Source organism: Nordella sp. HKS 07 (assembly GCF_011046735.1).
In the GTDB taxonomy this organism is placed as follows: Bacteria; Pseudomonadota; Alphaproteobacteria; order Rhizobiales; family Aestuariivirgaceae; genus Taklimakanibacter.
In genome coordinates, this window is record NZ_CP049258.1 from 1,736,201 (window position 1) to 1,757,705 (window position 21,505).

Below are 21,505 nucleotides of genomic sequence, written 5' to 3' on the forward strand. Positions count from 1 at the left end.
GTGAATACGCCAGCGGTTTACGCCGGGATGACGGAAGACACTTGATCGCGCGGCGCCGTCTTCCTAAATAGGTGCCGTCCGTCAACTTCACGAGGATATCCGCAGCAATGGATTTCAACCTGACCGCAATGCTTGTCCGCCTTGCCATCAGGGAAATTCGTCATGTCTGCCTCGATCGTCCTCTCCGGCCTGTCCTACTCACCGTCTGACGGCCACCCGCTTCTCACCAATCTCCATCTGAGTTTCGCGCCTGAACTGACCGGGCTCGTCGGCCGTAATGGCGTGGGCAAGACCACGCTGCTCAAGCTGATCGCCGGCGAACTTGCGCCGCAATCCGGCGCGCTCCTCGTCAATGGCCGCCTCGGCATCCTCAACCAGGCCGTCCAGTTGCGCCCCGGCGAAACGGTCGCCGAGCTTTTCGGCATCGCCGACCGGCTGGCGCTGCTGCACCGCGCCGAGGCCGGCAAGGCTACGGCCGAGGAACTGGCCGATGCCGACTGGACGCTCACGGCGCGGCTTGCCCAGGCGCTGATGCGCGTCGGGCTCGCGGCCGAACCCACGACGCCCCTCGATGCGCTTTCCGGCGGCCAGCGCACGCGGGCCGCCCTTGCCGCGCTGGTCTTCGCCGAGCCCGACTTTCTGCTGCTCGACGAACCCACCAACAATCTCGACCGTGCCGGCCGCCGCGCCGTGATCGATCTCCTCGGCCAATGGCGCGCCGGCGCCATCGTCATCAGCCATGACCGTGAATTGCTCGATCACATGCACGCCATCGTCGAGCTGACCTCGCTCGGCGCGACACGGTATGGCGGCAATTGGAGCGCCTGGCGCGAGCACAAGGCGCTGGAGCTGGCGGCGGCGCGCCCGCCGAGAAGCGTGTCGCCGAACTGGACCGCAAGGCGCAAACCGCTGCCGAGCGCAAAATGCGCAAGGACAGCGCCGGCCGTCGGAAAGCCACGCGGAGCGACATGCCGCGTATCGTTCTGGGCGGGCTCAAGCAACGCAGCGAGAATACCGGCGCCGCCCTCAAGCGCCTCGCCGAGGACCGCCGCGCCGAAGCAGCCGCCGCCGCGGAAGCCCGCCGGCGCATCGAGATTCTGCAACCCCTGTCGGTGACGCTGCCATCGACCAGCCTGCCGGCGAGCCGCACCGTGCTGCGCCTGGACGCCGTCACCGCCGGTTATGCGCCGGAACGTCCCATCCTGCGCGATGTCACTTTCGCCATCACCGGGCCTGAACGCATTGCCATCACCGGTCCCAATGGCTCCGGCAAGACGACCCTGCTGGCGCTGATCACCGGCAAGCTGCGGCCCTGGGCCGGAAGCGTCGCGGTCATGAGCCGGGTCGCGATGCTGGACCAGCAAGTACGGCTGCTCGATCCCAAGGGGACGATCCGCGACAACTTCCGCCGCCTCAATCCGGAAGCCGATGAAAATGCCTGCCGCGCCGCTCTCGCCCGCTTCATGTTCAGGGCCGATGCGGCGCTGCAAGATGTTCGAACCTTGAGCGGCGGACAGATGCTGCGTACCGGCCTCGCCTGCGTGCTCGGCGGGCGCGCGCCGCCTTCCCTCCTGATCCTGGATGAGCCGACCAACCATCTCGATCTCGAGTCGATCGCGGCGGTCGAGGCGGGACTGGACGCCTATGACGGCGCGCTCCTGGTGATCAGCCATGACGAGGCCTTCCTCGCCGCGATCGGCATCACGCGGCGGCTGGATCTGGAAACGCAGTCAGGCCTGTGAGATTCTGGAACATCAATCGGGCGGGAAACCATTCTTCACCGCTGGTGCATCACCCGCGGCGTCGCTTCGGGCAGCTTCATGGCGAGCCGGCCTTGCTGGCGCAGCGTATTGAGCCGGGCGAGCTTCTCCGGCAGGAGGCTCGGCCGCTCACCCCATTCCTCGTAGAGCGCCTGTGCGTTGCGCAAGAGCCGCTCGGGCGAATCCCACGTCGCGAAAGGTGTCGCCTGGAACTGCGCGCTGAGCACCAGATCGCTGGCCGCCTCGACGGCGGACATGCTCTGCGCGCGGCGGCGATGCAGCTCATTCTGGATATGCTCCCAATAGGCAATCTGCAGCTCGACATCGGCACGCGTCGCCAGGGGCCCATGGCCGGCGACGATGAAGTCGGCATCGAGCGCCAGCACCTTGCGCAAGGCCGCGACGATGCGGGCGACCGGCCCCGCCCAGACCACCGGCGTGCATCCGGTGAACACGATGTCGCCAGCATAGAGCACTTTCTCGGAAGGCACATGGATCATCGCGTCGCCCGGCGTATGCGCCGGCCCCACTTCCATGAGGATGATCTCGATGCCGTTGATCGTTATCGTCGTCTCGCCGGAAAAACCCTGATTTGGCGTGACGAGACGTATGCCGCTGAAATCATAAGGAGCGACCATCGCGCTCGCATAATGGCCGAGAATGTCGATGCCGGCGACCGGCACGCGCTTCATCACCTGCGCGGCCCTGCCCAGCAGTCGCATCGACCCGGGCTCGATATGATGCATGTGACCGATGCAGGCATGGGTCGCGATGATCGGCACATCGCCGAAGAGCTGGTTGCCCCAGCAATGATCGCCATCGGCGTGGGTATTGATCACGCTGTGGACCGGCGAGCGCGCCAGGATCTCGGCCGCGCCGCCGAGAAACGCGCGGGCGCAGTGGAGATCCCACCCGGTGTCGATCACCACGCTCCTGCCGCCGCAGTCGATGAGACCGAAATTTGTTTCGCCCCAGGCCCCGTTCGGCACCATCCAGGCATAGGTCTTTGACGTAAGACGATAAAGGCCTTCGCGGTATTTCGCCGTCTCGCCAAAGCACGTGACATTCCGGTCGGGACCGTTGAGCCAGCGCGCCGTCGGCATCTACAGGATGTGGTGGACGATCTCGCCCACCTCCTCGATGACGAGGCGCAGGTCATCGCCGCTGCTGAGGAGGCGGCCCGCCTCGAGACCTGAGCCGCCGGGAAGCGTGCCGCTGGCGATCAGCTCGCCCGGATGCAGCTGTTCATCGCGCGACAGATGCGCCAGCACCTCGCCGATAGAATAGCGCATGCCGGCGGAGACCGGCTGAGCGACGAGCTTGCCGTTGATCTCGACGGAAGCCTTGAGCGCGTCGACCCGGGGCAGGATCCGGTCGGGACACACCATCGTCGCCGACATGGAGCTCAGGAAATGCTTGCTCTTCTGAGGCCCGAAGCCCGAATGCATCTCGGCGTGCTGCACGTCGCGGGCGGAGAAGTCGTTGACGACGACAAAGCCGCCGACGGCGTCGAGCGCCTGATCAGGCGTGGCGTTGAACAAGGGCTTGGACAGAACCCAGCCGAGCTCGAGCTCATAATCCAGCGCCGTGCTGTAGGAAGGTATCTTCACCGGCGTGCCGCTCGGCACGATGGTGAGGTGATTGCCGAAATAATAGAGGGGCTGCCGGTCGAGCAGCTTCGGCGGCCGGAAGGCGGGAAAGATCGCGCCGGTAAGGCTGCAGGCATGAACTGCCGGACATAGCCGCGCGAGGATTGTATCCAATGATCTTCGTAGAGCAGCACATCGCGGAAGGAGCGCGCCTGGAAGGGCAGAATATGAGAACCATGCGCGGAGGGCGGCGGCAAGGCGATGAGCCAGGCGAGATCCGTCGCTTCGGCCTCGCTTTCACTGAGCGCCGTCCAGATGCCGTCCTTCTCGATCTCAAGGACGCTGCCCCTCGGCCCGATTTCACGACGTATCCTCACCACGCCTCCGCTTTTCATCTCACGATGCCCTTGGCGGCACGAAAGCTCAAGCTGTGGTATCCCCTCTCCCCCGCAGGGGGCGAGGGTATGAGTCTACCCCACCGCCCCCGCCTTGCGGTCCTCTTCCGTCACCGAGGTAAGCCGCGACAGCTTCCGGCCGAGCCATTGGCGCAGCATGTCCATATAGACGAAGACCACCGGCACAAAGACGAGGCTGAGCAGTGTCGAGGTCACGAGACCGCCGATCACCGCCACCGCCATCGGACCGCGGAACGAGGCGCCGGCGCCCAAGCCCAGCACCGCCGGCAGCATGCCGGCGATCATGGCGAGCGTCGTCATGATGATGGGCCTCGCCCGCGTCGCACCCGCCGCGAGCAGCGCGTCGCGCCGGCTCATGCCTCTTTCCATGCCGTCGATGGCGAAATCGACGAGCAGGATCGAGTTCTTGGTCACGATGCCCATCAGCATCAGAAGGCCGATGATCGCTGAGAGATCGAAGGCCGCGCCATAGAGCAGGAGCCCCACCATGGCGCCGCCGATCGCCAGAGGCAGCGCCATCAGAATGGTGATCGGCTGCAGGAAGTCTTTGAACAGCAGGATCAGCACCACGAAGACCATCATGATGCCCGTCGCCATGGCGAGGGCGAAGCTCATGAACATCTCCTGCATGAACTCGGCCTCGCCGTATTTCACCTCTTCCACGCCCTGCGGCAGCTTCTTCATGGCCGGCAACTCGGCGATGGCTGCCAGCGCCTCGCCGATCGTCGCATTGTTGAGATCGGCCTCGACATTGACGCGCCTCTTGCGGTCGAAGCGTTCGATCGCCGCCTCGCCAGTGCCGAAGCCGATATCGGCGACCGAGCTCAACGGCACGGCGTCGCCCGCCGCGGTGGTGACGCGCAAGGAGCGTATCGCGTCGAGATCGGCGCGGGCCTCGCGCGCCAGCGCGACGCGGATCGGCACCTGGCGGTCGCCGAGATTGAACTTGGCCGAGCCCGTGTCGGTGGCGCCGATCGTGGCGATGCGCAGCGCCGTGCCGATCGCCTCGATCGAGACGCCGAGCTGCGCCGCTTCGTCGAAGCGCGGCCGGATCAGCAATTCGGGCTGCGGCAAGGGCAAGGTCGATGCGACATTGGCCACTTGCGGAAGGCCCTTCATGCCGGCGACGAGATCATGCGCGGCCTGCGTGAGCTTCGCCGGATCATCGCCCGCCAGCACGACCGACACATTGCGCCCGCCGCCGCCGTCGCTCTGGAACGTGAAGCGGATGTCGGGAACGGCCTGCAATAGCGGCCTGACCGCGACCTCGAATTGCTGGCGCGTGATATCGCGCTCGGCGCGCGGCTTCAGCACCACCAGCAGCTCGGCCTTGCGCACTTCGCTCGACGTCGCCAGCACATGGGCGACCTCGGGCCGCTCGCGCAATTTGGCGACGAGATCGAGCGCCACCCTGTCGGTATCGGCGAGGCGCGCGCCGGGCGCCAGCTCGAACTTGATGGTCGAGAGATTGCTGTCGCTCACCGGCAGAAAGCCCGAGGGCAGAAGCTGGGTGAGGAACATCGAGCCGATGAAGATGGCGATCGCGGTGGCGATGGAAGTGAGCTTATGGTCGAGCGTCCAGCCAAGCAGGCGGAGATAGCCGGATTTGAGGCGCGACGGCTTGGTGCCGTCCTGATGCGTGGGCGAGGCCTTCGGCTTGAGCAGATAGGCCGCCATCAAGGGCGTCAGAAGGCGCGCGACGAGCAGCGACGCCAACACCGCGACCGCGACGGTGATGCCGAACTGCTTGAAATACTGGCCGATGATGCCGCCGATGAAGCTCACCGGCGTGAACACCGCGACGATGGTGAAGGTCGTCGCCACCACCGCGAGGCCGATCGCGTCCGCCGCCTCGATCGAGGCGAGATAGGGCCGCTTGCCCATATGGATGTGGCGGTCGATATTCTCGATCTCGACGATGGCGTCGTCGACGAGAATGCCGATGACCAGCGTCAGCGCCAGAAGCGATATGCTGTTGAGGGTGAAGCCCAGCATGTCCATGGCGACGAAGGTCGGCAGCATGGAGAGCGGCATGGCCAGCGCGGCGATGAGCGTGGCGCGCCAATCGCGCAGGAACAGGAACACCACCAGCACGGTGAGGAACGCGCCTTCGACCAGCGCTTCCATGGCGGCGTCATAGCTTTCCCGCGTATACTCCACGGTGGAGACGAGCTCGCTGATCTTGACGGACGGGTAGCGCTGGCCGATCTCCTCGAGCTTCTTGGCCACCGCATCGGCGACCGTCGTGTCGCTCGAGCCCTTGGCGCGCGACACCGAGAAGCCGACGACATTCTGGCCGTCATAACGCGCGAAGCTCCTCTCCTCGGCCGCCCCGTCGGTGACGGTGCCGAGCGTGGCGAGCTTCACCCAGCGTCCGCCGGGCAGAGGGATCTGCGTGTCGGCGAAGGCCTCGACGGTAAGGGCGCTGCCCAGCGTGCGCACCGACTGCTCGCGGCCGCTAAGCTCGGCGCGTCCGCCCGGCATGTTGGCATTGAGGCTGCGGATCTCGCTGTTCACCTGATCCGCCGTGATGCCGAAAGCCGTGAGCCTGGCCGGATCGAGTTCGACCTTGATCTCGCGCTCGATGCCACCGAAGCGCTGCGCCTTCTGCACGCCTGGCACCGCCAGCAATTCGCGCCCGATCGTGTCCTCGACGAACCACGACAGATCGCGCAGCGCCATCGACGGCGACTGAACGACATAATAGAGGATGGCGCTGCCTTCGATGTCGAGCCTGGCCACCGTCGGTTCGTCGATATCGCCGGGCAGGTCGCCGCGGATATTGGCGACGGCGTTGCGCACATCGTTGGTGGCGCGGTTGGTGTCGACTTCCAGGCGGAATTCCACCGTCGTGGTCGACACGCCGTCCTCGATCGTGGAGGTGATGTGGCGCACCCCGGCGAGGCCGGCGACGGCGCCCTCGATCTTGCGCGTGACCTGGGTCTCGAGCTCGGCTGGCGCGGCGCCCGAGCGCGTCACCGTGACATTGACGATCGGAAAGGAGACATTCGGATCGGCATTGATCGGCAGTTTGGCGAAGGACGCCCAGCCCATCAAAGTGAGCACGATGAAGAGCAGGATGGTCGGGATCGGCCTGCGGATCGCCCAGGCGGAGATATTCGACATCATTTGGGCTTATCCGTCTCCGTGACGGGCTGGATTCTGTCGCCCTCCTGCAGGAAGGCCGAGGCGCTGCGCACCACGCGCTCTTGCTTTGACAGGCCGGAGCGGATCTCGACATAGCCGTCGCGCTGGAGGCCCGGCTCGACGAAGCGGCGCGCCACGCGCTCCTCGCCGTCGACCACAAACACATAGGGCTTGTTGCCCGGCTCCTGATAGAGCATGGCGGTGTCGGCGATCGCCTCGACGCGCCGCCGCTCGAGCAGCAGCGTGCCTCTGGCGAAAATGCCGGGACGGATGACCGGATCCTTGGGCAGCATCACCTTGACGATGCCGAGCCTGGTGCGCGGATCGACCTTGGGGGCGACGAGCCGCACCTCGCCCTCGAAAATCTGGTCCATGCCGGTGAGCCGCACCGCCACGAACTGGCCGGGCTTCACCAGCGGCAGATCGGCTTCGGGCACTTCCGCCGCGAGCTCGATATCGCCATTACGGATGAGCTTGAGCAAGGGCTCGCTGCCGGGCATGGCGCCGGTCTGCGCTGCGCGCTCCGAGATGATGCCGGCCTCGGGCGCTCTGATCTCGGCGCGTTCGAGCTGAAGCTTGGCTTCCGCCACCTGCGCCTCCGACTGGGCGAGCTCGGCCTTGAGCGCCTTCAGCGCGTGATCGGCAGCGAGATAGGCGGCGCGGCGCTCGTCATAGGTCTGGACATTGGCGACACCCGATTGGCGCAGTTTCTCGGTGCGGCGGAAGCTCGCTTCCGCTTCCGCCAGCTGCGCCTCCTTCTCGGCGACGGCGGCGACGGCGCGCGCCACTTGGGCTTGCGTATCATTGAGCTTGGTCGTGAGAATATCCGTCTCGAGTCGGATCAGCACCTGACCTTTGGCAACCAGATCGCCCTCTTCGACCAGCACTTCACGGATGCGCTGGTCCTGTAGCGCCGTGCCGATCGCGATCTCGTCGCGCGGCAAAAGCGTGCCGGTAACGGCGAGATTGCGCTCCATCTGGCGCTCCTCGAGCGGCATGATGGTGACGCGCGGCAGCTCGTCCGCCGGCGCCGTGCTGGCGGGCGACGGCGCCGGCTCGAGGCTTTCCAGAAGCGCGAGGGCGCCGCCGAACAGCAGAAAAGCGACGAGAGCGCTTGCGAGGATCATGCCCCAGCGTCGTTTTGGCTTCGGTGCGATGTTCAAGTCGGTCGTCATGATGTGCGGGCTCCTAGGAGCGGCCTGTGTCAAATTTGCGACGCGGCGCCGGCGGCCTTGGCCGGGCGGTCGAGTTCATGGAAGCCCGGCAGCAGTGAGGCGGCGAAGACGAAGGCGCCGAGCAATATCGCCGAGGCCCACAGCACCACGCGGGCGTCCGTCAGCTCCACCGCGGCGCCGGCGATGAGCACGGCGGCGGGCGTGGCGACCAGCACCAGCGATGTCGCCGCGCCGAGCGCGCGGCCGCGCAAGGCAAGCGGGATCCGGCGCAGCAGCGCCGCGTTGGCAATGGGGCCGATCGGCCCGCCGGCGAAACCGGCAAGCGCCGCCGCGCCCCACAGCATCATCGGCGATGTATGGAAGGCGAGAACCAGGAAAGCGAGCGCCTGCGCGGCGCAGCCCGAAAGGAACAGGAGGCGCTGGCTGACGCGCTCGCCCCAGAGAGCGAAGGCGAAAGTCCCGAGGATCGTGAAGCCGCCGAGGATCGACAGGAACAGGCCGAGATCGAGCGCGGTGCGGCCGCCGAGCAGGAAGAAGGCCGGCATGACGACGGCGCCGAGGGCGGCCGCCACGGCGACGAAGGCGGTGGCGAACAGCAGAAGCGGGCGCAGCAACGGGTCGGCGAAGAGCAGCTTGAGGCCGGCGAACACGTCCCCGTCCTCCTCTGCCCGCCGGGCAATGCGGTGCGGGCGTTCGCGCGGCAAGGACAAGGCGACGATCCCTGCGGCAAAAAGCGAACACAGCGCGGTGATCCACAATGTGTTGCTCATGCCGATGGCCGCGATGGCGAGGCCGGCGATGGCGGGGCCGATAAGCGCCGCCGAGCCTTCGATGAGGCTGTCGATCGAGGTCACCTTCTCGAGCCTGAAGCGGGCAAGGCGCGCCAGCTCCGGCAAGCGGCTTTCCTCCGCCGTCATGCCGGGGCCATCGAAGATGGCGCCGATGGCGATCAGCGCGATGAGAAGCCCGATGCCGAGCAGCTCATAGGCGTGCAGCAAAGGAACGGCGGCGACGGCGGCGGCGCTGACGAGGCTCGCGATGATGGCGATGCTGCGCGCGCCATAGCGGTCGATCAGGCTGCCGCCGAAAAAGGCGCCGATGACCAGGGGCACCAGGCCGGCCGCGGCGGCGACGCCGGTCCATAGCGGGCTTTTGGTCAAGGAGAGCACGAACCAGGGCAGCGCCACCGAGGCGATGGCGTTGCCGATGAGCGCCACCGTGCCCGAGGCGAACAGGCCGTAGAGCGGCAGCTGCCGCCGGAGCCGCGTGGTCGAGGGAGCGGCCATGGCCTCACCGTTCCGCCTGGGGCTTGAGGATGCGGGTCAGCACTTCGCGCAGTATGCCGGCCTGGCCGGTCGGATCGAAATAGGGATCGAGCGCGGCGCGCCCGAAGGCGCCGTCGCCCAGCGCCGCGATCCAGGTGGCGAGCTTGCCGACATCGAGCGTGGCGTCGATCTGGCCCCTGGCGGCGGCCTGCTTGAGAATGCCCGTCAGTGCTGCGGTCTGCTCCGCGTCATTGCGGGCGACGAGCTGGCCGACGGTGGGATTGCGCATCGCCTCGGCGAAGATCTCGATGCCGATTTTGCGATAGGTCGGTTCGGCGATCAGCTCGAGATTGCGCTGCATGAGTTTGAACAGCTCTTCGAACAGATCGTCGGCCTTAAGCGCCTTCTCATACCATTCCGAAATCTGGCGGCGATCCTCATCGACGATGGCCTCGATGATGGCGTTCTTGTTCTTGAAATAATGAAACAGATTGCCGGGGCTCATGCCGGCCTCGGCGCAGATCTCCGCCGTCGACGTCTTGTGGAAACCGCTGCGGGCAAAGCAGATGACCGCCGCATCGAGGATCTGGCGGCGCTTGGCTTCGTGTTTCTGCGGGTCGACTTTGCGCATGGTCCTTACGGTCCAAATTGTTTAATTGATCAGTCGATCTAGTAATTCAGCACCCGCGCGTCAAGGGGCATCGCGTCGCCTGAGGAGATAGTGCTTCCCCGCGACGGAGTAAAAAGCATAATTGTTTCAATGTATTACGCTACAGTTACAGATTGTGGGAAAGGGGGTAAAAGCCAAGCTTGTTCAGGCTCTTGGGTACCGATGACCCGGACAATCCCTATGACGGAGCCCGACCAGGATTCCCCTTCTCCCGCAAGCGGGAGAAGGGAAAATCAGGCTAAAGCTCCGTCCGCACGTCCCACAGTTCCGGGAACAGCACCACTTCCAGCATGCGGCGCAGATAGGCGACGCCAGATGTGCCGCCGGTGCCGCGCTTGAAGCCGATGACGCGCTCGACCGTCGTCACATGGTTGAAGCGCCAGCGCCGGAAGTAATCCTCGAAATCGACGAGCTTCTCGGCGAGCTCATAGAGCTCCCAATGATGCGCCGGATCGCGATAGATGACGGCCCAGGCCGCCTTGACGCTCTCCTGCGCCTGATAGGGCTCGGCCATGTCGCGCCCGAGCACCGCCTCATCGATGGCGAAGCCGCGCCGGTCGAGAATACGGATCGCCTCGTCATAGAGGCTGGGTCGGTGGCGGATACCGTCGAGCCAGTCATGGAGCTCGTTTCTGTGCTCATGCGGCGTCAGCATCGCGGCATTCTTGTTGCCGGCCAGATATTCGATGGCGCGATATTGATAGGATTGCAGCCCCGAGGACTGGCCGAGGCTGCCCCGGAACAGCGTATATTCGCTGGGAGTCATTGTGCGCAGCACGTCCCAGGCGGAATTGAGCTGCTCCATGATGCGCGCCACCCGCGTCAGCATCTTGAAGGCCGGCTGCAATTCATCGCCCGCGATGGCGCGCGACGCGGCGCTCAGTTCATGGATGGCGAGCTTCATCCACAATTCGCTCGTCTGATGCTGGATGATGAACAGCATCTCGTCATGAGCCTTGGAGAGCGGCGCCTGCGCGTTGAGTATCTTGTCGAGCTGCAGATAGTCGCCATAGGACATGCGGCCCGTGAAATCCGTCTCAGCCCCATCCTTCTTCGGATCGAAGGGCTTGGCGCTCATGTGACGGCGGCCCTCTTCTTGAATTGCGGCCTGTCCCACAGGCGCTCGGCCAGCACGCGTTCGAGAATGCGCGCCGCATCCCAGATGTCGGCGAAACCGATATAAAGCGGCGTCAGGCCGAAGCGGATGATGTCGGGGGCGCGGAAATCGCCGATGACACCCTCCGCGATGAGCGCCTGCATCACCGCATAGCCGTCCGCGCAATGGAACGACACCTGGCTGCCACGCCGTTCCGCATCACGCGGGCTCGCGAGCTTCAGGCCAAAAGATCCGCAGCGTCCCTCGACTTCCGAGATGAAGAGCTCGGCGAGGCGCACCGATTTGTCGCGCAGCATTTTGAGATCGACGCCGTCCCAGACATCGAGGGCAGACGAGAGCGCGATCATCGAGAGCACGCCCGGCGTGCCGGCGCGCAGGCGGTCGATGCCTTTGGCCGGGCGGTAATCGAGATCGAAGGCGAAGGGCGCTTCATGGCCCATCCAGCCCGACAGAGAGGGCACCACCTCGTTCTGGAGATCGGGCCTGACATAGACGAAGGCCGGCGCGCCCGGTCCGCCATTGAGATATTTGTAGCCGCATCCGACCGCGAAATCCGTGTTGGCGCCCGCAAGATCGACCGGGAAGGCGCCCGCCGAATGGCAGAGATCCCAGATGGCGAGCGCGCCCCGGCCTTGCGCCTTGGCGATGAGCGTCTTCATGTCATGCCGCCGGCCGGTCCGGTAATCGACCTCGGTCAGCATCAGCACCGCGAGATCATCGCTGATCGCTTCCTCGACCTCCTCCGGCCCCACGATGCGCAGCTCCCGCCCGCCCCCCAGAGCCTTGATCACACCTTGCGCGACATAGAGATCGCTCGGGAAATTTCCGCTGTCGGAGAGGATGACGCGCCGGTCGGGCCGGAGCGCCAAGGCGGCGGTCAGCACCTTCGCCAGATTGATCGAGGTCGAATCCGCCGCCAGCACCGTGCCCGGCTCGGCCCCGATCAGTCCGCCGATCCGGTCGCCCAGCAAACGCGGCAGATCGAACCATCCATGCGCATTCCAGCCGCGGATGAGGCTCTGGCCCCATTCTTCAGCGACGGCGCCGGCAAGCCGCGCCGCCACATGTCGCGGCAAAGGCCCAAGCGAATTGCCGTCGAGATAGATCGTCTTCTCCGGCAGAACGAAGAGCTGGCGTTTCGCCCTGAGCGGATCGGCGAGATCGAGCGCCTCGGCTTGCCCGCGGCTGATCATTTGCCGGCCTCTTCGGCGCGCAGCGCAAAGCGCTGCAACTTGCCGGTCTGGGTCCTGGGCAGCGCGTCGCGGAATTCGATGCGGCGCGGATATTTATAGGGCGCGATCTCGGCCTTCACGTGGTCCTGCAAGAGCTTCACCATGCTGGCGTCCTTGGGGTTTCCCGCCTTCAGGACGATGAAGGCTTTCGGTACCATGCCGCGTTCCTCGTCGGCAACGCCGATCACCGCACATTCGGCGATCGCCGGATGGGTGAGGAGCGCATTCTCGATCTCCGGCCCCGATATATTGTAGCCGGACGAGATGATCATGTCGTCGGAGCGCGCCTGGAACCAGAAATAGCCCTCCTCGTCCTGGATGAAAGTATCGCCGGTGATGTTCCAGCCCTTCTCGACATACTTGCGCTGGCGCGGATCGTCGAGATAGCGGCAGCCGATCGGTCCCTTCACCGCGAGACGGCCGGGCGTGCCACGCGGCGCCTCGTTGCCCTGCTCATCGACGATGCGCGCCTGATAGCCCGGCACCGGCAGGCCGGTCGCACCGGCGCGGATCTTGTCCTCGGGCGCGCCGATGAAGATATGCAGCATCTCGGTGGCGCCGATCCCGTCCATGAGTTTTATGCCGGTGCGCTCGAGCCAGGCTTCGAATACCGCCTTGGGCAAGGTCTCGCCCGCCGATACGCATTTGCGCAGGGATTTTCCGGAACCGGGCCCGAGCTTCGCCAGCATGGCGCGATAGGCTGTGGGCGCGGTGAAGCTGATCGTCGCCTGATGCCGGTCGATGGCCGCGATCAGATCGTCGGGTGTGGCCTTCTCGAGCAAGATGGACGCGGCGCCGACGCGCAGCGGAAAGATCACCAGCCCGCCCAGCCCGAAGGTGAAGGCGAGCGGCGGCGAGCCGATGAAACGGTCGGAAGCCTCCGCCTTCAGCACATGTTTTCCATACCCGTCGGCGATCAGCAGCACATCGCGATGGAAATGCATCGTGCCCTTGGGCTCGCCGGTCGTGCCCGAGGTGAAGCCGATGAGGCAGACATCGTCCGCCGCCGTGTCGCATGCGGTGAAGGCGGGCGATGCCTTGCGCATCAGGGCTTCGAGGCCGTCCGGCTCGGCGCTGTTGAAATAGACGATGCGTTTGAGATCGGGCGCCAGCGCCTTGGCCTTCTCCATTTCGTCCGACAGACGCGCGTCACAGAGCGCCAGGGCGATCTTCGCCTTGCCGATCGGAAAGGCGAGCTCCCGGGCGCGCAGGAGCGGCATGGTGGCGACCGCGATGCCGCCAGCTTTCATCACGGCGAGATAAGCGGCCACGAATTGCGGATTGTTGGCCGAGCGCAGCAGAACCCGTCCACCGGGGACGAGCTTGCAGTCCTCGACCAGCACATTGGCGATGCGGTTCACCCGCTCGGCCATCTCGCCATAGGTGACGGTGCCGCTGTCGCTGATCATGCAGGGCCGCTCCTGCCAGCCCTTGTCGAGCCAGCGGTCGAGCAGCTCGCTCACGCAATTGAGACGGTCGGGATATTGGTATTCCGGGAGATCGAAGGCGAGATCGGGCCATAAATCGGTGGGCGGCAGATGATCGCGGGCGAAAGTATCGGCATAGGCGCTCGGAATCATGACAAGCCCTCGCGGGAATAGTGCGCAGAAGCGCGCCGCGTCAGATGCTTTAATTCTAAAATAACGGACCCGAATGTCAATTGCGGCCTCTGGCAAAAACGCTTTAGACTTGAAATAATTTCCGGCCCGGCCTTACAATTGCGTGAATAGCGGAAGAAGGGCACATGGCGGAAAAACGAGCACTCGTCACGGGCGGAAGCCGGGGCATCGGACGCGCCATCGCCATGGCGCTTGCCGGCGCAGGCCATGACGTCACCATCATGGGCCGCTCGGAAGCAACGCTGGCCAAGGCCGTTTCCGAGGGCGTCGCCCGGCGCTCGCTCGCGCTCGATGTCACCGACGAGAAGGCGCTGAGCAAGGCGGTCACCGACAGCGGGCCCTATCATATCCTGGTCAACAATGCCGGTGCCGCCGAATCGGCGCCCTTCTCCGCCACCGGCCTCGAACTCCTCCGCCGCATGATGGCGGTGAATGTCGAAAGCGCCTTCACGGCTTCCCGCGCCGCATTGCCCGGCATGATCGGACTGGGCTTCGGCCGCATCATCAATGTCGCCTCAATTGCCGGCCTCAAAGGCTATGCTTATGTCTCCGCCTATTGCGCCGCCAAGCACGCCGTCATCGGCCTCACCCGTGCGCTGTCGGCCGAGCTTGTCAAGACGCGCATCACCGTCAACGCGCTCTGCCCCGGCTATACCGACACCGATCTCATCGCCAATGCCGCGGCCGCGATCTCGGCCAAGACCGGGCTTGCGCCCGCAAAGGCGATCGATCATTTCGCCCGGACCAATCCTTCCGGCCGGCTGATCACGCCGGAGGAAGTCGCCGATGCGGCTCTGTGGCTCTGTTCCGAAGGCGCATCCGCCGTCACCGGCCAGGCGATCACCATTGCGGGAGGCGATCCGTGACGGCGCCCGACGAGCAATCTCCCATCTGGATCGATGCCGAGACCGCGGTGGCGGCCAGGCCCGCCGATCACAAGATGGAATTGCGCCTGTGGCTGCGTCTTCTCTCGTGCTCGCGCCTCATCGAGAACGACATCCGCCGCCATCTCAACGCCGAGTTCGATTTCAGCCTGCCGCGTTTCGACATATTGGCGCAGCTCGACCGCGCCGATGAGGGCCTGGTGCTGGGCGAGGTGTCGAAGCGGCTGATGGTCTCGGCCGGCAATATCACCAGCCTGGTCGAGGGATTGGTGAAATCCGGCCACATCACCCGCACCACCTCGAGCGGCGACCGCCGCGCCCAGGTTATCCGCCTCACCGACAAGGGCCGGCGCGAATTCCGCCGCATGGCCAAGGTCCATGGTGACTGGATCGCCGATTATTTCGAGCGCCTGCCGCAGAAGGACATCGACAGATTGATGGATCTCCTGGCGGCGCTGAAGGACTCGGCGCGCGAAAGCATCCTCACGAGGGAGGAACCATGAACCGGACCCATTGGGTGACGCCGCCTCTGAGCACCTATCAGGCGCGCCATGTTCTGCTGACGGTGACGGACGGTGTCGCCGCGATCACGCTCAACCGGCCGGAGAAGAAGAACCCGCTCACTTTCGACTCCTATGACGAGCTCACCGCCATTTTCGCCGCCGCCCGCAAGGACGAGACGACCCATGCTTTCGTGATCTCCGGCGCCGGCGGCAATTTCTCATCCGGCGGCGATGTGCTGGAGATCATCGGGCCCCTGACCGAAATGAACGTGCCGCAACTGCTGCGCTTCACCGAGATGACCGGCGATCTCGTCAAAACCATGCGCGCCTGCCCGCAGCCTATCATCTCCGCCATAGACGGCATCTGCGCCGGCGCCGGCGCCATCATCGCCATGGCTTCCGATCTGCGGCTCGGCACCGAGGCGGCGAAGGTCGCTTTCCTGTTCAACCGCGTCGGGCTGGCCGGCTGTGACATGGGCGCTTGCGCCATGCTGCCGCGCATCATCGGCCAGGGCCGCGCTTCCGAGCTGCTGTTCACCGGCCGTGCGCTGGGCGGTGCCGAAGCCGAGCGCTGGGGCTTCTTCAACCGCCTCGTCGATCCCGCAAGCCTCATCGAGGAAGCGACGAAGCTGGCACGCCAGCTGGTCCAGGGCCCGACTTTCGCCAATGGCATGACCAAGCGCATGCTGCAGGCCGAATGGGCGATGAGCATCGACGATGCGGTCGAGGCCGAAGCGATCGCCCAGGCGCTGTGCATGAAGACCGAGGATTTCCGCCGCGCCTATGAGGCCTTCGCGGCCAAGCAGAAGCCCGTCTTCAAAGGTAACTAGTATGCTGAACGCGAAGTTCCTGAAATCTGACGGCTGTCACCGACAGGAACTTCGCGTTCAAGAGCATACTAGATTCATTAAGTTCTTAGTGTCCCTTTGGTTCGCAAGTTCGCTCAGAGGGGCAGCATGAGTAGGCGAACTTGCGAACCGGGACACTAACGATGAGCGACAAGAGCTTCCTCGCCTGGCCGTTCTTCGATGCGAGCCATCGCGATCTCGAGGCGGAGGTTCTGGATTTCGCCCGCCATGTAGTCCCGAACCTCGTCGATCATAAGGATCCCGATGGGTCGTGCCGCCGCCTTGTCGCCGCTTTGGGCGCGCGTGGTTTGTTGCGCCACGCGGTGACCGCTCCCTATGGCGGACTTGGCGAGAAGCTCGACGTGCGCTCTCTGTGCCTTATCCGCGAGACATTGAGTTATGCCGACGGGCTCGCCGATTTCGCTTTCGCCATGCAAGGCCTCGGCACCGGTCCTGTCACTTTGTTCGGCACCGAAGAGCAGAAGCGCAAATGGCTGCCGCCCATTGCCGATGGCAAGGCCATCTCGGCCTTCGCTCTGTCCGAGCCGGTAGCCGGTTCCGATGTGGCGGCCCTTGCCTGCGTGGCGCGGCCCGACGGCAATGAGCATGTTGTCATCGAGGGCGAGAAGACCTGGATTTCCAATGGCGGCATCGCCGACCATTATGTCGTCTTCTGCCGTACCGGCGAGGCGCCGGGGGCCAAAGGCCTGAGCGCCTTTCTGGTCGAGGCGGATGCGCCGGGTCTCACCATTGCCGAGCGCATCGAGACGATCTCGCCCCATCCGCTCGCGAGGCTGCGCTTCGAGAATTGCCGCATTCCCATCGCCAACCGCATCGGCAAGGGCGGTGAAGGCTTCAAGGTCGCCATGTCGGTGCTCGACATCTTCCGCTCGACGGTGGGGGCGGCCGCTCTGGGCTTCGCGCGCCGCGCCCTCGACGAGGCGCTGATCCATGTGTCGACCCGGCGCATGACCGGCGGCGTGCTCGCCGATCTCCAGATGGTGCAGGGCCAGATCGCCGACATGGCGCTCGATGTCGATGCTTCCGCTCTGATGGTCTATCGCGCCGCCTGGACCAAGGACCAGGGCGCCGAGCGCATCACGCGCGAAGCCGCCATGGCGAAATACACCGCGACCGAGGCGGCGCAGCGCGTGATCGACACCGCCGTCCAGCTCTTCGGCGGCCTCGGCGTAAAATCGGGCTCACGGCCCGAGCAGCTCTATCGCGAGATCCGCGCTTTGCGCATCTATGAAGGCGCCAGCGCCGTGCAGAAGGTTATCATCGCGCGCTCGCTGCTCTCACCGACATCTCACCCGTCATCCCGGCGAAAGCCGGGATCCACTGAATAGACGCAAGCGGGCGGCGCTGATCGCGCTGAGGGAATGTAATGGATCCCGGCTTTCGCCGGGATGACGAAATGGAGAGACGACATTGCCGGTATCACTCACCCGCGACGACGGCATCGCCGTCATCACCATCGACAATCCGCCGGTGAATGCGGCCTCGCATGCGGTGCGCCAGGGCCTCGCCGACGCCATCGCCGCGATCGCTGAGGACAAGACGCTGCGCGGCGTCATTCTCGCCTGCGCCGGCAAGACCTTCGTCGCCGGCGCCGACATCCGCGAATTCGGCAAGCCGCCGGTCCCGCCGTCGCTGCGCGACGTGATCGCGGCGCTCGAAGCACTCACCATACCGGTCGTCGCCGCCATCCACGGCACGGCTCTGGGCGGCGGCTTCGAGCTGGCGCTCGGCTGCCACTATCGCGTCATGGATAGAAATGCCTTTGTCGGCCTGCCGGAAGTGACGCTCGGCATCATACCGGGCGCCGGAGGCACCCAGCGCCTGCCGCGCCTGATCGGTATGGCCCCGTCCATCGATATGATCACCTCCGGCCGCCGCGTGCCCGCGAAGGAAGCCCTTGAGCTCGGCATCGCGGATAACGTCGCTGAACACGATCTTCTCGCCGAAGCGCGCGCGTTCATCGCGACGAAGCCGGCCGTGAGGCGCCTCTGCGATCTCCTTTCCATCGCAGCCGGCTTCACCGATGCGCACAAGCAGATATCGCAGAAAGCGCGCGGCCAGGCGAGCCCGCTGCGGGCACTCGATGTTCTGGAAGAAACCGCCGGCATGGACTTCGCGCAAGGCATGGCGCGCGAGGCGGAAGTCTTCGCTGAGCTGCGTAATTCCGACCAGGCGCGCGCGCTGCGATACATCTTCTTTGCCGAACGCGAGATCGCCAAAATTCCTGAGGCGGAAGCCAGGCCTGTACCGGTCGCGCAACCGGGCATCATTGGCGGCGGCCTCATGGGAACTGGCATCGCCGCCGCGGCCCTCCTGGCTGGCCTCTCCGTCATTCTGGTCGAACGCGACCGGCCGTCAGCCGATCTCGCCCGTGACCGGGTGTTGGGTCTGTTGAGAGCCTCAGTCGAGCGCGGCAAACTTGCGCAATCGGACTTTGACCGGATCGCAGCAGGTGGATTGCGCACCACCGCCGCAATGGCTGATCTCAGCACCGCCGATCTGGTGATCGAAGCGGCTTTCGAGGACCTCGGTGTGAAGCAGGCGATCTTCCGCGATCTCGACAGCATCGCCAAGCCGGAGGCGATCCTCGCCACCAACACCTCCTATCTCGATGTCGGCGCCATTGCCGATGTCACCTCGCGGCCGAAACAGGTCATCGGCCTGCATTTCTTCTCGCCCGCTCATATCATGAAGCTGCTCGAAGTGGTCGTCCCGCCCAATGCCGCTCCCGAAACCGTCGCGACCGGCTTCGCGCTCGCCCGCAAGCTCGGCAAGATCGCGGTGAGAGCCGGCGTCTGCGACGGTTTCATCGGCAACCGCATCCTCTCCGCCTATCGCAAGCAGGCCGAATATCTGATGGAGGATGGTGCCGCACCGGCGGAGATAGATGCCGCCTTCCGCGGTTTCGGGTTGCCCATGGGCGTCTTCGAGATGCAGGATATGGCGGGGCTCGACATCGTCTGGGCCAACCGCAAGGCGCTCTCTCCCAGGCGCGATCCGCGCGAGCGTTATGTCCGCATCGTCGATCTCATTTGCGAGCGTGGCCGCTTCGGCCGCAAGACCGGCAGCGGCTATTACAACTACGCCGGCAAGAGTCCGGTGCCCGACGAAGAGACTTTGGCCATCATCGCCGAGGAGCGCCGACGTAACGGCGTGACGGCGCGCGGTTTCACGAGCGATGAGATCATGGACCGCATCCTGCTCGCCATGATCAATGAAGGGGCGCGTATTCTCGATGAGGGCATCGCCCTCAGGCCCGGCGACATCGACGTGGTGATGGTCAATGGCTATGGCTTTCCGCGCTGGCGCGGCGGGCCGATGTTCATCGCCGACGAGATCGGCGTCAAGGAAATCCTGCGCCGCATCGAGATCCTGGCGAGGGAGGATGCCTGGTTCTGGCGGCCATCGGCCTTGCTGATACGGTTGGCAGAAGCAGGCGGGAAATTCGCGAAGTGATTTACCCTTCCCCTTGCGGCAGCGAGGCACGACGGCGACGGCGGCAGGAAGCTCAAGTGGACCTTTTGGGCGACGAGCGCCCGGAGCGCCTCCCTCAAAGGGACGGAAATATATGCAGGCGAACGCGAAGTAGCGTTGGATTCAAGGGTTGCGCCTGAAGTCCTATCGCATGGGAACTGGCGGCAAGTCGCTCTGCTGATCGGGAGATAGGCGTATCCTTGGCAGAGGTATTGTGCGATACTGGACCATCGTCAAAACCATACTCTCATCAAGGCATCGTGACGACTGAGAGCTGACTTTGCTCCCGCCATGATCAAGGAGCGGAGTGAATGGTAAGCCGCACAGACAGAGAATCCAAAGCGCAGTCGACCCATGTTGCGGCGATGAAAATCATCGAAGCCGAGCAGAATAACCGTCGATTGAAAATCGCTCGCTTGCGCGAATTGCGGCTGGCGAACCAGGCCGAGGCGGAGGAGCCTCATGATCGCCAGGCGGCGAAGTAGCGCCCTGATCAGCGAGGCGGCGCAATGGATGTGAAGTCTGATCCGAAGATCGACGGCGTTGGACAGGTGCTTCGCGCGCGCGCGGCCGAACTGGAGAAAGAGTTTCTGTCCCGGCTGCAGCAATACCGGATCGATCTCGTCAAGGCGCGCGAGCGGATCCTGTTTCTGGAGAAGGGTTGCGACGCCGCCCAATCCGCGATGGAGAGAGCGAAGGTCTACGTTCCTGTCGTTGCGAGAGAGTATGAGTGCCCGAACTGCTTCGTCCGCATGGGCCTTTCCGGCACTTTGTTCGAGAGTCCGGGAAACGCGACCACGGATGTCCTGACGTGCCGGAAATGCGGCACGCTCTTTCATATACCGGCGCACAAGTGAGGGATTGTCCCCTCACGCGCCGTGGGATTGGAGAAACATGATAGAACCTGCCAAGAAGGACATCGGCCGCGAAGTGCTCTATGTCCATCCCTACCGGCGCGATCGGGTGGCCAGGGTCGGCACAATCACCGACTTCGACCTGCACTGCGTCTATGTGCGTTATGGCGAGCATATATCCGTGGGCAATCGCCGCCAGGACCTCGAATGGGTTGTCGATCCGTCGCTTCAGCGACCCGCTAGTATCTAGCGCATCGGCCCGAGAAGTGCGAAGCGGTTCTCGGATAAGCCGATGCGCAAATCAAAGAGATAGAGTGCCGAGGCGATTCCATGAGAATCGCCTCGGCACTCTAAATTGGCGCCACGGCCGTTTACTCCTTGCAAAATGGCAGGATTGCGCCCATATGTGATACTTCGAGTTTCGGCCGTATTGATTATCGGTCTCGCGCGGCGGAAAGCTGCGCCAACTGACGACCTTTCTCCTGAAAACATCGATCGTTTGAGCGGGCGCGATGATGCGTTCCCGCAGCGCATGGCTATGAAAGGTTACATCATGCCGGTAGGTACAGTAAAATTCTTCAACAGTCAGAAGGGCTTCGGCTTCATTCAGCCTGAAGACGGAAGCAAGGACATTTTCGTCCATATCAGCGCCGTCGAGCGCGCCAATCTTGGCACGCTCTCGGAAGGACAGAGAGTCCAGTTCGAAGCGGTCACCGACCGCCGGACCGGAAAGGTCTCGGCTGACAGTCTGGAAAAAGCGGCTTAGCAGTCGCCGCTGGCAGAGCAGACCGCGGATGTACCGGCTGTTCTGTCAGCTCTAGAGCATCGGCCCGAGAAGCGCGAAGCGGTTTTCGGATAAGCCGATGCTCAAATCTAAAGAGATAGAGCGCCGCGGCGATTCCATGAGAACGCCCGGTGCTCTAATTGCTGC

General features: G+C 64.6%; 17 protein-coding genes and 1 pseudogene. 8 read left to right on the forward strand and 10 right to left on the reverse strand.

Annotated features, from left to right (window positions below; all coding sequences use genetic code 11):
• Positions 1 to 162 precede the first annotated feature (162 nt).
• Positions 163 to 1,742, forward strand: a pseudogene (locus tag G5V57_RS08155) (ABC-F family ATP-binding cassette domain-containing protein).
• Positions 1,743 to 1,777: 35 nt separating this feature from the next.
• Here G5V57_RS08155 and G5V57_RS08160 read toward each other — a convergent pair.
• From G5V57_RS08160 to G5V57_RS08200, 9 genes are all read right to left on the reverse strand, one after another.
• Positions 1,778 to 2,863 (reverse strand): MBL fold metallo-hydrolase, encoded by a 1,086-nt coding sequence (locus G5V57_RS08160; RefSeq protein WP_165167033.1) that lies wholly within the window; start codon positions 2,861 to 2,863, stop codon positions 1,778 to 1,780.
• Entirely contained in the window at positions 2,864 to 3,523 is a 660-nt protein-coding gene (locus G5V57_RS08165) for a fumarylacetoacetate hydrolase family protein (protein ID WP_206530228.1), read from the reverse strand.
• 296 nt (positions 3,524 to 3,819) lie between these two features.
• Positions 3,820 to 6,894: an efflux RND transporter permease subunit gene (locus G5V57_RS08170; protein WP_165167034.1), complete on the reverse strand. Its 3,075-nt coding sequence runs from the start codon at positions 6,892 to 6,894 to the stop codon at positions 3,820 to 3,822.
• Positions 6,891 to 8,087, reverse strand: coding sequence for an efflux RND transporter periplasmic adaptor subunit (locus G5V57_RS08175; RefSeq protein ID WP_165167035.1), 1,197 nt, complete (start codon positions 8,085 to 8,087; stop codon positions 6,891 to 6,893). Before G5V57_RS08175 ends, G5V57_RS08170 begins: the two co-directional genes overlap by 4 nt.
• 29 nt (positions 8,088 to 8,116) lie before the next feature.
• Positions 8,117 to 9,373, reverse strand: a complete 1,257-nt coding sequence (locus tag G5V57_RS08180) for an MFS transporter (protein WP_165167036.1) — start codon at positions 9,371 to 9,373, stop codon at positions 8,117 to 8,119.
• A gap of 4 nt (positions 9,374 to 9,377) precedes the next feature.
• The gene (locus G5V57_RS08185) at positions 9,378 to 9,983 is read right to left on the reverse strand and encodes a TetR/AcrR family transcriptional regulator (protein ID WP_165167037.1); all 606 of its coding nucleotides are present in this window, start codon (positions 9,981 to 9,983) and stop codon (positions 9,378 to 9,380) included.
• A gap of 277 nt (positions 9,984 to 10,260) precedes the next feature.
• A complete protein-coding gene (gene kynA, locus G5V57_RS08190) occupies positions 10,261 to 11,100 on the reverse strand; it encodes a tryptophan 2,3-dioxygenase (RefSeq protein WP_165167038.1) in 840 nt (279 codons plus the stop codon).
• On the reverse strand, positions 11,097 to 12,332 hold the full coding sequence (gene kynU / locus G5V57_RS08195) for a kynureninase (protein WP_165167039.1): 1,236 nt from the start codon (positions 12,330 to 12,332) through the stop codon (positions 11,097 to 11,099). Before kynU ends, kynA begins: the two co-directional genes overlap by 4 nt.
• Complete coding sequence (locus G5V57_RS08200; RefSeq protein WP_165167040.1) at positions 12,329 to 13,951, reverse strand: benzoate-CoA ligase family protein; 1,623 nt, start codon at positions 13,949 to 13,951, stop codon at positions 12,329 to 12,331. The genes kynU and G5V57_RS08200 overlap by 4 nt, the downstream gene beginning before the upstream one ends.
• A 164-nt stretch (positions 13,952 to 14,115) precedes the next feature.
• Between G5V57_RS08200 and G5V57_RS08205 the strand changes: the two genes are divergently transcribed.
• The 5 genes from G5V57_RS08205 (at position 14,116) to G5V57_RS08225 (ending at position 19,702) form a co-directional block, all read left to right on the forward strand.
• Positions 14,116 to 14,856 (forward strand): SDR family NAD(P)-dependent oxidoreductase, encoded by a 741-nt coding sequence (locus G5V57_RS08205; RefSeq protein ID WP_165167041.1) that lies wholly within the window; start codon positions 14,116 to 14,118, stop codon positions 14,854 to 14,856.
• A gap of 23 nt (positions 14,857 to 14,879) precedes the next feature.
• Positions 14,880 to 15,377, forward strand: a complete 498-nt coding sequence (locus G5V57_RS08210; RefSeq protein ID WP_165173928.1) for a MarR family winged helix-turn-helix transcriptional regulator — start codon at positions 14,880 to 14,882, stop codon at positions 15,375 to 15,377.
• On the forward strand, positions 15,374 to 16,207 hold the full coding sequence (locus tag G5V57_RS08215) for an enoyl-CoA hydratase family protein (RefSeq protein ID WP_165167042.1): 834 nt from the start codon (positions 15,374 to 15,376) through the stop codon (positions 16,205 to 16,207). The genes G5V57_RS08210 and G5V57_RS08215 overlap by 4 nt, the downstream gene beginning before the upstream one ends.
• Positions 16,208 to 16,368: 161 nt before the next feature.
• Positions 16,369 to 17,574 (forward strand): acyl-CoA dehydrogenase family protein, encoded by a 1,206-nt coding sequence (locus G5V57_RS08220; protein WP_165167043.1) that lies wholly within the window; start codon positions 16,369 to 16,371, stop codon positions 17,572 to 17,574.
• Between the two features lie 82 nt (positions 17,575 to 17,656).
• Positions 17,657 to 19,702 carry a 3-hydroxyacyl-CoA dehydrogenase NAD-binding domain-containing protein gene (locus G5V57_RS08225; RefSeq protein WP_165167044.1) on the forward strand — a complete coding sequence of 682 codons (2,046 nt, stop codon included), beginning with the start codon at positions 17,657 to 17,659 and terminating at the stop codon, positions 19,700 to 19,702.
• A 251-nt stretch (positions 19,703 to 19,953) separates the two neighbouring features.
• Here G5V57_RS08225 and G5V57_RS08230 read toward each other — a convergent pair whose 3' ends face one another.
• Entirely contained in the window at positions 19,954 to 20,559 is a 606-nt protein-coding gene (locus G5V57_RS08230) for a hypothetical protein (protein WP_165167045.1), read from the reverse strand.
• A 55-nt stretch (positions 20,560 to 20,614) separates the two neighbouring features.
• On the opposite strand from G5V57_RS08230, the gene G5V57_RS08235 reads away from it, so the two are divergent.
• Positions 20,615 to 20,824, forward strand: a complete 210-nt coding sequence (locus G5V57_RS08235) for a hypothetical protein (protein ID WP_165167046.1) — start codon at positions 20,615 to 20,617, stop codon at positions 20,822 to 20,824.
• 303 nt (positions 20,825 to 21,127) lie between these two features.
• Positions 21,128 to 21,340: a cold-shock protein gene (locus G5V57_RS08240; RefSeq protein WP_165173930.1), complete on the forward strand. Its 213-nt coding sequence runs from the start codon at positions 21,128 to 21,130 to the stop codon at positions 21,338 to 21,340.
• Positions 21,341 to 21,505 lie beyond the last annotated feature (165 nt).

What these genes read in the sequence shown, in the direction of transcription:
- kynA (WP_165167038.1), bottom strand. Translation starts at nt 11,100, where the DNA reads ATGAGCGCCAAGCCCTTCGATCCGAAGAAGGATGGGGCTGAGACGGAT.
- G5V57_RS08220 (WP_165167043.1), top strand. Translation starts at nt 16,369, where the DNA reads ATGAGCGACAAGAGCTTCCTCGCCTGGCCGTTCTTCGATGCGAGCCAT.
- G5V57_RS08170 (WP_165167034.1), bottom strand. Translation starts at nt 6,894, where the DNA reads ATGATGTCGAATATCTCCGCCTGGGCGATCCGCAGGCCGATCCCGACC.
- G5V57_RS08175 (WP_165167035.1), bottom strand. Translation starts at nt 8,087, where the DNA reads ATGACGACCGACTTGAACATCGCACCGAAGCCAAAACGACGCTGGGGC.
- G5V57_RS08200 (WP_165167040.1), bottom strand. Translation starts at nt 13,951, where the DNA reads ATGATTCCGAGCGCCTATGCCGATACTTTCGCCCGCGATCATCTGCCG.
- G5V57_RS08235 (WP_165167046.1), top strand. Translation starts at nt 20,615, where the DNA reads ATGATAGAACCTGCCAAGAAGGACATCGGCCGCGAAGTGCTCTATGTC.
- G5V57_RS08185 (WP_165167037.1), bottom strand. Translation starts at nt 9,983, where the DNA reads ATGCGCAAAGTCGACCCGCAGAAACACGAAGCCAAGCGCCGCCAGATC.
- G5V57_RS08160 (WP_165167033.1), bottom strand. Translation starts at nt 2,863, where the DNA reads ATGCCGACGGCGCGCTGGCTCAACGGTCCCGACCGGAATGTCACGTGC.
- G5V57_RS08230 (WP_165167045.1), bottom strand. Translation starts at nt 20,559, where the DNA reads ATGAAAGAGCGTGCCGCATTTCCGGCACGTCAGGACATCCGTGGTCGC.
- kynU (WP_165167039.1), bottom strand. Translation starts at nt 12,332, where the DNA reads ATGATCAGCCGCGGGCAAGCCGAGGCGCTCGATCTCGCCGATCCGCTC.
- G5V57_RS08240 (WP_165173930.1), top strand. Translation starts at nt 21,128, where the DNA reads ATGCCGGTAGGTACAGTAAAATTCTTCAACAGTCAGAAGGGCTTCGGC.
- G5V57_RS08180 (WP_165167036.1), bottom strand. Translation starts at nt 9,373, where the DNA reads ATGGCCGCTCCCTCGACCACGCGGCTCCGGCGGCAGCTGCCGCTCTAC.
- G5V57_RS08215 (WP_165167042.1), top strand. Translation starts at nt 15,374, where the DNA reads ATGAACCGGACCCATTGGGTGACGCCGCCTCTGAGCACCTATCAGGCG.
- G5V57_RS08205 (WP_165167041.1), top strand. Translation starts at nt 14,116, where the DNA reads ATGGCGGAAAAACGAGCACTCGTCACGGGCGGAAGCCGGGGCATCGGA.